Here is an 8762-nt window from a genome sequence, read left to right as displayed (position 1 = left end):
CTTGTCGACGGTGCGCGGGGTCAAGGATCTCGACCCCAAGACCGCGCGCAAGGTGGATTTCTACACCCGCCAGTTCGTCGACGCGATGTCGCCGACGAACTTCATCGCCACCAATCCCGAAGTGCTGTCGGCGACGCTGAACACAGGGGGGGAGAACCTGCTGCTCGGGCTTGAACACGTGCTCGCCGATCTCGATCACGGCGAGGGCCGGCTGCAGATCTCCATGACCGACATGAACGCCTTCCGGTTCGGCGAGAACATCGCCTCGACGCCGGGCAAGGTCATCTACCAGAACGAGCTCCTGCAGCTCCTTCAGTATAATCCGTCGACGCCGAACGTGCGCAAGCGGCCGCTGTTCATCATCATGCCGTGGATCAACAAGTACTACGTGCTCGACCTGCAGCCGAAGAATTCGTTCATCAAATGGGCGGTCGACCAGGGGCATACGGTGTTCGTGCCCTCCTGGGTCAATCCGGACGAGAAGCTCGCTGAGACGACCTTCGAGGATTACATGACCCACGGACTGATCGCCGCGTTCGACGCCATCGAGGCGGCGACGGGGGAGCATAGTTTCAACGCGATCGGCTATTGTCTCGGCGGCACCATGCTCGCCGCCACGATGGCCTATCTGACCGCGCATGGCGACGACCGCATCGCCAGCGCCACCGATTTCGTCACGCTGATCGATTTCACCGAGGTCGGCGACATGGGGGTGTTCGTCGACGATGATCAGATCTCGTCGGTCGAGAAGCGCATGCAGGAGCACGGCTATCTCGAGGCGGCGGACATGGCGATGTCGTTCAACATGCTGCGCGCTAACGACCTCATCTGGTCGTTCGTGGTCAACAACTACCTGCTCGGCAAGGAGCCGGTTCCCTTCGATCTTCTGTACTGGAACGCCGATGCGACCCGCATGCCGGCGGTGATGCATTCGTATTATATGCGTAACATGTATCAGAAGAACCTGCTGAAGGAGCCCGGCGGCATTACGCTAGCCGGCACGCCGATCGACCTCAGGACAATCAAGACGCCGATGTTCCTGCTGTCGTGCAAAGAGGACCATCTCGCGCCGTGGAAGTCGACCTACGCGGCGACGCAGATCTATTCGGGGCCGGTCACGTTCGTGCTGGCGGCCTCAGGGCACCTGGCGGGCGTGATCAGCCCGCCCGGCAGCAAGTACGGCCACTGGACCAACGACAAGCTGCCTCCGAGCCCCGACGAATGGTTCGCGGGCGCCCAGGCGCAAAAGGGGTCCTGGTGGCCGTACTGGGACAAGTGGGTGACGCAGTATGACGGCGGCCGCGTACCGGCGCGCGTCCCGGGCGACGGAAAGCTCCCCGTCATCGAGGATGCGCCGGGCTCCTACGTGCGGGTGCGCGCCGTGTGACGCGCTCCCTGCGACCTCCGTCTCTCGAACGCAAAGCGGCCTTGACCGAGCGATCCGCGCCTGGCCTCGAGGCGCTTGGCGGCGGCAATTGCTCAGGCGCGTGAATTTTGCTTGAACGGCCGGCGCGCGGTTCCCGCGCCGGAGAGACGCGCCGATGGCCAGCGCACGCAACGACGTTGACGCTTCGGGCGTGAAGTCCCTGACGCATATCGGCGTCGAGGGCGAAGCGCGCATGGTCGACGTCGGCGATAAGGCGGCCACGAGCCGCGTTGCAATCGCCGAGGGACGGGTCCGGATGGCGCCGACGACGCTGGCGACGATTCTCGTCGGCGACGCCAAAAAAGGCGACGTGATCGGGGCGGCGCGCATTGCCGGCATCATGGCCGCGAAGAAGACGTCTGAACTCATCCCGCTCTGCCACCCGATCGCGCTCAGCAGCGTGGTTGTCGACATCGCGCCGGACGAGGCCTTGCCCGGCCTCTCGGTGCGCGCCGAGGCGCGCTCTTTCGGGCCGACTGGCGTCGAAATGGAGGCGCTGACCGCCGTGGCGGTCGCCTGCCTCACCATCTACGACATGGCCAAGGCGGTCGACCGCGGGATGAGCGTCGAAGGCGTGCGCCTTCTGGAAAAACGGGGCGGAAAGTCGGGCGAATGGCGGGCGCAGGAGCTGAAGTCATGAGCGGCATGATCAGCGTCGAGGAGGCGCTCGCGCGCGTGCTTGCCTCGGCCGGCACGCCGCTCGGCGAGGAGCGCGTGGCGCTCGAAGAGGCGTACGGCCGCGTGCTGGCGCGCGATCTGGCGGCGCTGCGCACCCAGCCGCCCTTCGCCAATTCTGCGATGGACGGTTACGGCCTGCGCGCGGCCGACACGCTGGCCGCGCCCGCAACTCTCAAGGCGATCGGCGAAGCGGCTGCGGGACGAGCGTTCGCCGGCGCGGTCGGACCGGGCGAGGCGGTGCGCATTTTCACCGGCGCGCCGTTGCCGACCGGCGCCGACGCGGTCGTCGTGCAGGAGGATGTCCGGCGCGAAGGCGACCGCGTGACGCTCGCCGCACCCGTCCCCGTCGGCGACAACCTCCGGCCCGAGGGGCTCGACTTTTGCGACGGCGAGGCGCTGATTCTCGCGGGTCGCCGCCTGAGCCCCCGCGACGTGGCGCTGGCCGCTGCGGCGAATCACGCCGAGCTCCCGGTCCGCCGCCACGCCCGGGTCGCGATCCTCGCCACCGGCGACGAGCTTGTCGCCCCGGGAGGGACGCTCGGCCCGTCGCAGATCGTCGCCTCCAACAATTTCACGGTGGCGGGAATCGTCGACGCCTGCGGCGGCATCCCCATCGACCTCGGCATTGCGCGGGACAGCATGGAGGCCCTCGACGCGGCGATCCGCGAGGCGCTCGATGCGAAGGTCGACGTTCTCGTGACCCTCGGCGGCGCCTCGGTCGGCGATCACGACCTGGTGCAGAAAGCGCTCGTCGCGGCCGGAATGGAGCTCAGCTTCTGGAAGATCGCCATGCGCCCGGGCAAGCCGTTGATGCACGGGCGGCTCGGCGAGCTCATCGTCCTCGGCCTGCCGGGCAACCCGACTTCGTCGACGGTCTGCGCGATCCTCTTCCTGCGCCCGCTCTTGCGCGCCCTGCACGGCGAGTTCGAGCCGGGCGCCGACCCGACCCGGCCCGCCCGCCTCGCCGTGGACATGATGGCCAACGACCGCCCGCGCCAGGATTACGTGCGCTGCGCGCTGGCGCGCGACGCGGACGGCGTGCTCCTCGCAACGCCGGCGGCGTTGCAAGATTCCTCGCTGGTCAAAGTGATGGCGCGCGCCGACGGACTCGTCGTCCGACCGCCGCAGGCCGCCCCGGCGCGGGCGGGCGATGCGTGCCGGGTTCTCGTATTGGTCGAGTTTGGAGTGTAGAAGAAAAGACAGCGTATGTCGGCTCGCCCGGCCCCTCAGCTTGGTTTCTGCAGAGGCAAGGCCGGGGGCAACCCTCCGATCGCTTGGATCGCTTCCCTCAGCGGATCGGTTTGGTTTCCTCGACCGTCCGCGGGCGCGCGCCGTCTCTCAGCATCGCTGATCGTCATCCCTGACGTGGCTTGCCTACGATGCGACAACGTTGGGCTCGCGGCGTTTCCTTTTTCGCATGCCGCGCTAACCGCGCTTTGCGCGCCTGTCGCGCACATGGTCCTGAAATACCGAAAACAGGAAGGCAGTCGTCAACCCGAACAGGATCACGCCGTTAAGCGCCTCGAGCGCGCCCATCAGCCGCCAGTGTTTTTCGAGGACGAGATTGTCGTGGCCATAGGTCGTCATGGCGTTGAGCGAGAACAGCATCGCCAGGCGCGCATCATCGAGCGCCCAGAGCGCGACATAGGCAGTGGCCCAGACAACCGCCTCCGCCCCGTGGAGGATCGTCACGAGCTGCACGGCCGCGGCTACGACCGCCGCAAAAACCGTGCTCGACCGGCGCGCGCTCAGAGTCTGGGTCAGATGGACGACCACCCTCTCGTAAATCTGCACCAAAGCAAACCCGTGCGCGAGCACGGTCAGAACGATCAGCGGCACACCCCACGCCCAGTTTTCCGACCAGCTCTCAGCGTGTTCGATCATGGTCCGTCCTGGCCGCCCGAGCCCTGTCGGCGGGGGCCGTCGCCAAACGGCGGTTCGCTCAGTAGAGGACGCCGAGGACCGCCTTGGAGAACGCGTCCACCCGAGCCGTCTTCTGGGCGTCGCTGAGCTCAGCCGCCTTGTCGACGCCAGGGCAATAGGCCGTGATGAGATAGTTGGCGATCTCGGCGGACCCGGCGCTCGGGTAGCGCTTGCGCAGTCCGTCGATGATCGCCGGAATCTGGGGCGTAACGTCTGCGCCGTTCAAAACCGACGCGAGCTCGGCGATTTGGCCCGGCGTCTCCTTGATCACGCCCGCTTGGCTCGCGGGCTGCGGCAGGGGGCACTCGAGCGCCCTCGCGGGCGCCGTGAGGCCGGTCAATACCCCGGCGAAGAGCGCCGCGACGGCGGCTCGCGCGATAAGACGATTGGTCACAAGCCCCTCCAGTCCCAGAAATCTGGGCATGCGCGCCGGGTCAGTACCAGCCGGGCGCCAGTGGCCCCCAGGCGCCGCCCCAGTCCTCGGCGGCCGCCACGTTGAGCTGCGCCGTCACCTCCTGCATCTGCGCAATGTTGTTGGCGGTCCGGATCTCCTGATACTGCTGATAGGCGGCCGGGCTACCGACGAAGGCGCAATTGCAGCCCGCAGCGTCGGCATAGATGTAGACCGGCCCCCTCTTGCGCTGGGCGAAGACGATCGTGTTCTGCGGCAAGGCCTGGAGTTTCGCGACTCTCGCAGGCGTGTCGGCCTGGAGCCGGGTGAAGCCGGCCGCCGAAAGCTGGCCCTCCTTCTCCTGCGCGCCGACGCTTGCACATCCGGCCATCCCGACGACCGCCGCCAATCCAGCAAACAGCGCGAACTTTCCGTTCATCATCCGGCCCCTCTGCCCTTTCGGCGCCCTTAATTCGCGGCGAACTTGGCCCGCGTTGCAAAGCGAGTCAACCGGATGAGGCCGGGATTCCCCAAAAGCCGGACAGGCTAAGGCGCGCGGATCCAGTCGAGCGCCTCGCTGTCGTGCGCCTTATCGAAGGCGTGCGCCTCAGGGTGCAGGACGAGCCTGACGGTATCGACGAGCCAATGCTGTCAATCGCTGCCGACGACGACTGCGACGCGTTCGACGTGGGCTTGATGGTTCTTGATACGCGGCGAGGTTGTCTCAGCCGGCGAACGCGTAGGCGTCGATGAGCACTCGGATCGAACCGTTCCGATCGATCATCTTGTCGACCACAGGCGCGAGCGCATGAGAATCCGCAGCGCCCAGCTTGCCTCAGGGTGTCACGCTTAGCGCGCGATCCGACAAAGCCTCTGCCATTATCATCCGCCCCCCTTGTTATACGCGCGCGCCGACGATCGCCCGCCAGAAGCCGCTGAAGCCCAATTCGAAGCCGACGATCGAATATTCGAGGTCGATCGCATCCATCACTTCGTAGGCGGAATTATTGCAGATCGAGAAGATGATCAGCCCTTCCTTCGAAACATGGTGGCGCGCCTGCCGCAGGTAGGACTCCGTAATGAGACCGTGCGGGTCGCAAAGGCTGTACTTCTCGATGTCGTTCTCCGGGACCTTGTCGATCATCGGCGTGTTGAACACGATCAGGTCGAACTCCCTCTCCTCGATCCTCTCGAACAGGTCGGATTGGAACGCGGTCAGGCTGAGCCCATTCAGTTCGGCGTTGTCGAGCGTGGCCTGGACGGCGACCGGCGAGATGTCGGTCGCAACCGTCTTGGACGTCCAATTCGCCGCCATATAAAGGGAGATGATGCCGCAGCCCGCGCCAATCTCGAGCGTCTTTTTTATCCGACTCTGATCCATCGCCTTGATGTTGCGGATGAAAAACTCAGAGCTCGAATCGGGAAGAGGGTGGTAGACCCCTGCCGGAACATCGATCACCAGTCCGTCGGTCAGAATGCGCTCGGGGACCGCCTGCCGGCGGACGAGGGCCGCATGGGCGGCGGCGATATCGAAAACCGACGCGCTCACCAGATCAGCAAGGCCAAGCTTGCGAAGCACAGACTGTCGCGCGCCGACCCGGTATTGGATGTTCATTGCGTTCGCCTTTGATGGATTGGCGCGCTTCCCCACCCCTTAGGCCCCTTTGCGACGGAGCGGAAGTCCGCCCGGGCCGTTCTAGCTTATACGCACGGCGATCGCGTCAGGTTCAGCTTTCCCGTCCGCGTTCGCTCTCGTGCCAGTCGGACAGGAGCCAATGCGAGAGCGCCGTCAGGAACACATGAATTGTGATGCCGGCGATCGAGATCAAGAGGAGCGCTGCGAACATTCGCGGAATGTTGAGGCGAAATCCCGATTCAACGATGCGGTAGGCGAGACCCGAACCCTGCCCCGCCGAGCCTGCGGCGATCTCTGCGACGATGGCGCCGATCAGCGCCAAGCCTCCGCTGATTCGAAGGCCCGCCAGGAAATACGGCAGCGCGGAAGGGAGCCTGAGCAGCATAAACTGCTGGAGGCGCGAGGCGCGATACATGTTGAACAGATCGACGAGATTGTGGTCCGCCGACGACAGGCCGAGCGTCGTGTTCGCCAGCAAAGGGAAGAAAGCCACCAGGAAGGCGCACACCAGAACGGCGACGGTCGGGCTTAGATAGATCAGCAGCAGCGGCGCAATCGCCACGATCGGCGTCACCTGCATGGCGACTGCGAAAGGGTAGAAGGCCCGCTCGACGAGCCGGGACTGTGCGAAGATGATGGCAAGGGTCACGCTGCCGATGACCGCCGCGATCAGCGCCTTGAGCGTGATCGAGAGCGTCACCCACAGCGAGCTCGACAGGGTCGGCCAGTCCGTGAACAGCGTGGAGATGATGACGCTCGGGGCCGGCAGCAGATACGGAGGGATCGCGAAATACCGCACCACCCCTTCCCATACGAAAAGGCCGAAACCTAGGGTCAGAGCGGGAACGGCGTAGCCGACAAAATCGTCGCTGGTCATTCCATGAGCTCGCTCGGCGCCGCCTCGCCCATGGCCTCATGCAGCGCGTTGGAGGTGCGGCGGCAGGTGTCGGCGTAGGTGGCGGTCAAGCGGAACCCCTCCCGCCGGATCGGCGGCGCTTCGACATTGATCTCCGCGAACGCCCGCCCCGGACGGGCCGCCATGACGACGATCCGATCCGCGAGATAGACGCTCTCGAACACCGAATGCGTCACGAACACGACCGTCGCGCTCAGCGACGCCTGCAGGTCGGCCAGATCGTCGTTGAGCTTGAGGCGGGTGATCTCGTCGAGGGCGGCGAACGGCTCGTCCATCAGCAGAACCGACGGGCGGGTGACGAGCGCCCGGGCGATCGAGACGCGCATTTTCATGCCGCCCGACAGCTGGCGCGGATAAGCCTTGGCGAAGCCCGACAGCCCGACCTGGGCGAGCGCTTCCTCGATCCGGGTCCGCGCCTCGTGCTTCGAAACGCCGGCGAGCCGCAAGGGTAACCAGACGTTGGTGAACACGTCGGACCACGGCGTCAGCGTCGGCTCCTGGAAGACGAAGCCGAACTGAGGCCGCTCGCAACCCCAGACGATCTCCCCTCGAGTGGGCTCCGCCAGTCCGGTCAGGAGCCTCAGCACTGTCGACTTGCCGCAGCCGGACGGCCCAAGCAGGGCGAGAAACTCGCCCGTGCGGATTTCAAGGTCCAGGCCGGTCAGAGCGGTGACCTCATTGGCGAAAACCTTGTCCACCTGCTTGAAGGTCGCCAGCGCCGGCGCCCGGGCCTTGGACGGTACAGGCCCTCCCGGCGAGGGAAACGTTACGACCTTGGTCATCCGCCCACCTGAACCGCCGGTCCGCGGACCGTGTGCGGCCATCCCGACGGCGGCGGCGCAAACTCAGGGCCGAGGACCGCCTTCCCTCGGCGCTCCGGAGCGAGCGCGCATTTCACTCCCGCCGACATTCGCCCCTCGTTATCTTGGCTTTCGTCTTTGCTTGGCTGCGTCCGGTCGGACGCCCCTTTACTTGACTGACAACCAAAGCTTATCGAGGTCGGCCGGCGCGGTCAAACCGACGCTCCGGCGACCCGCACGACCGCGGCGGCGACGCCGTCCTTGACGAGAAACTCCGGGGCGTGCGATTCGCCGCAAGCGGCCGTCGCCGCCGTGGCGAAAGGGCTCCCGATCGATGGCCAGAGACTACGTCGCCGATAATCTCGAAACGCCGAACCTCGACCGCCTGTTCCCTAACATGGCGGAATTCGACAGGAGCGTTTCGACTTGGCCGTGGCTGAGGCGCGACATCGATCATCCATACCGGGCCGACCGGCGCAATCCGATCGTCGGTTTCATCAACCGGGACGAGGCCTCGATCCTCTACGCCAGCGCGCGGCTTTTTCAGGGATGCGCCGGACTCGAAATTGGCGCATGGCGCGGCTGGTCGACCGCCCATCTCATCGCCTCAGGCCTCCGGTCACTGGACGTCGTCGAGCCGCTTCTGGCCGACCCGGCTTGGCGGGCTGAGTTCGAGGCGGTCGTTCGCGACGCCGGCGGCGCCGAAAGGACGACTCTCGTTCCCGAGACGAGTCCCGAGGCGGTCGTCCGCCTCGGCGAAGCGGGCCAGCGATGGTCGTTCGTCTTTATCGACGGCGATCATGATGGCGAGGGCCCGACGCGCGACGCCCTCGCCTGCCTGCCCTATTTCGAGCCGACCGGTATGGTTCTCTTCCATGATCTCGTCTCGCCCCATGTCGCGAAAGGGCTGCGGGCGTTCGAACAGGCGGGCTGGCGGGTGATGGCCTATCAGACCGCGCAGATGGTCGGAGTCGCTTAGATGGGAAGAGCGT

10 protein-coding genes are annotated in these 8762 nt (G+C 65.8%); 4 read left to right on the top strand and 6 right to left on the bottom strand.

The window, feature by feature from the left end:
• The 3 genes from ACLP25_RS24760 to ACLP25_RS24750 all read left to right on the top strand — a co-directional run.
• The coding region (locus ACLP25_RS24760) for a PHA/PHB synthase family protein (protein ID WP_442471779.1) at positions 1–1387 on the top strand (1387 nt) is incomplete at its 5' end.
• Between the two features lie 154 nt (positions 1388–1541).
• Positions 1542–2066 carry a cyclic pyranopterin monophosphate synthase MoaC gene (moaC, locus tag ACLP25_RS24755; protein ID WP_442471778.1) on the top strand — a complete coding sequence of 175 codons (525 nt, stop codon included), beginning with the start codon at positions 1542–1544 and terminating at the stop codon, positions 2064–2066.
• A complete protein-coding gene (locus ACLP25_RS24750; protein ID WP_442471777.1) occupies positions 2063–3295 on the top strand; it encodes a molybdopterin molybdotransferase MoeA in 1233 nt (410 codons plus the stop codon). Before moaC ends, ACLP25_RS24750 begins: the two co-directional genes overlap by 4 nt.
• A 234-nt stretch (positions 3296–3529) precedes the next feature.
• Here ACLP25_RS24750 and ACLP25_RS24745 read toward each other — a convergent pair whose 3' ends face one another.
• The 6 genes from ACLP25_RS24745 to ACLP25_RS24720 form a co-directional block, all read right to left on the bottom strand.
• A complete protein-coding gene (locus ACLP25_RS24745) occupies positions 3530–3988 on the bottom strand; it encodes an ion channel (protein ID WP_442471776.1) in 459 nt (152 codons plus the stop codon).
• Between the two features lie 58 nt (positions 3989–4046).
• The gene (locus ACLP25_RS24740) at positions 4047–4421 is read right to left on the bottom strand and encodes a hypothetical protein (protein ID WP_442471775.1); all 375 of its coding nucleotides are present in this window, start codon (positions 4419–4421) and stop codon (positions 4047–4049) included.
• Between the two features lie 40 nt (positions 4422–4461).
• A complete protein-coding gene (locus tag ACLP25_RS24735) occupies positions 4462–4860 on the bottom strand; it encodes a hypothetical protein (RefSeq protein WP_442471774.1) in 399 nt (132 codons plus the stop codon).
• A 456-nt stretch (positions 4861–5316) separates the two neighbouring features.
• Positions 5317–6033, bottom strand: a complete 717-nt coding sequence (locus ACLP25_RS24730) for a methyltransferase (protein WP_442471773.1) — start codon at positions 6031–6033, stop codon at positions 5317–5319.
• Positions 6034–6145: 112 nt separating this feature from the next.
• The gene (locus ACLP25_RS24725; RefSeq protein WP_442471772.1) at positions 6146–6931 is read right to left on the bottom strand and encodes an ABC transporter permease; all 786 of its coding nucleotides are present in this window, start codon (positions 6929–6931) and stop codon (positions 6146–6148) included.
• The gene (locus ACLP25_RS24720; protein ID WP_442471771.1) at positions 6928–7752 is read right to left on the bottom strand and encodes an ABC transporter ATP-binding protein; all 825 of its coding nucleotides are present in this window, start codon (positions 7750–7752) and stop codon (positions 6928–6930) included. Before ACLP25_RS24720 ends, ACLP25_RS24725 begins: the two co-directional genes overlap by 4 nt.
• A 352-nt stretch (positions 7753–8104) precedes the next feature.
• Between ACLP25_RS24720 and ACLP25_RS24715 the strand changes: the two genes are divergently transcribed.
• Positions 8105–8749, top strand: coding sequence for a class I SAM-dependent methyltransferase (locus ACLP25_RS24715; RefSeq protein ID WP_442471770.1), 645 nt, complete (start codon positions 8105–8107; stop codon positions 8747–8749).
• The last annotated feature ends 13 nt before the right edge of the window (positions 8750–8762 follow it).

It is taken from the genome of Roseiarcus sp., from assembly GCF_052145395.1.
Lineage (GTDB): Bacteria > Pseudomonadota > Alphaproteobacteria > Rhizobiales > Beijerinckiaceae > Roseiarcus.
The sequence above is the reverse complement of the archived record's forward strand: the minus strand, read 5'-3'. Positions and strand labels throughout refer to the sequence as shown.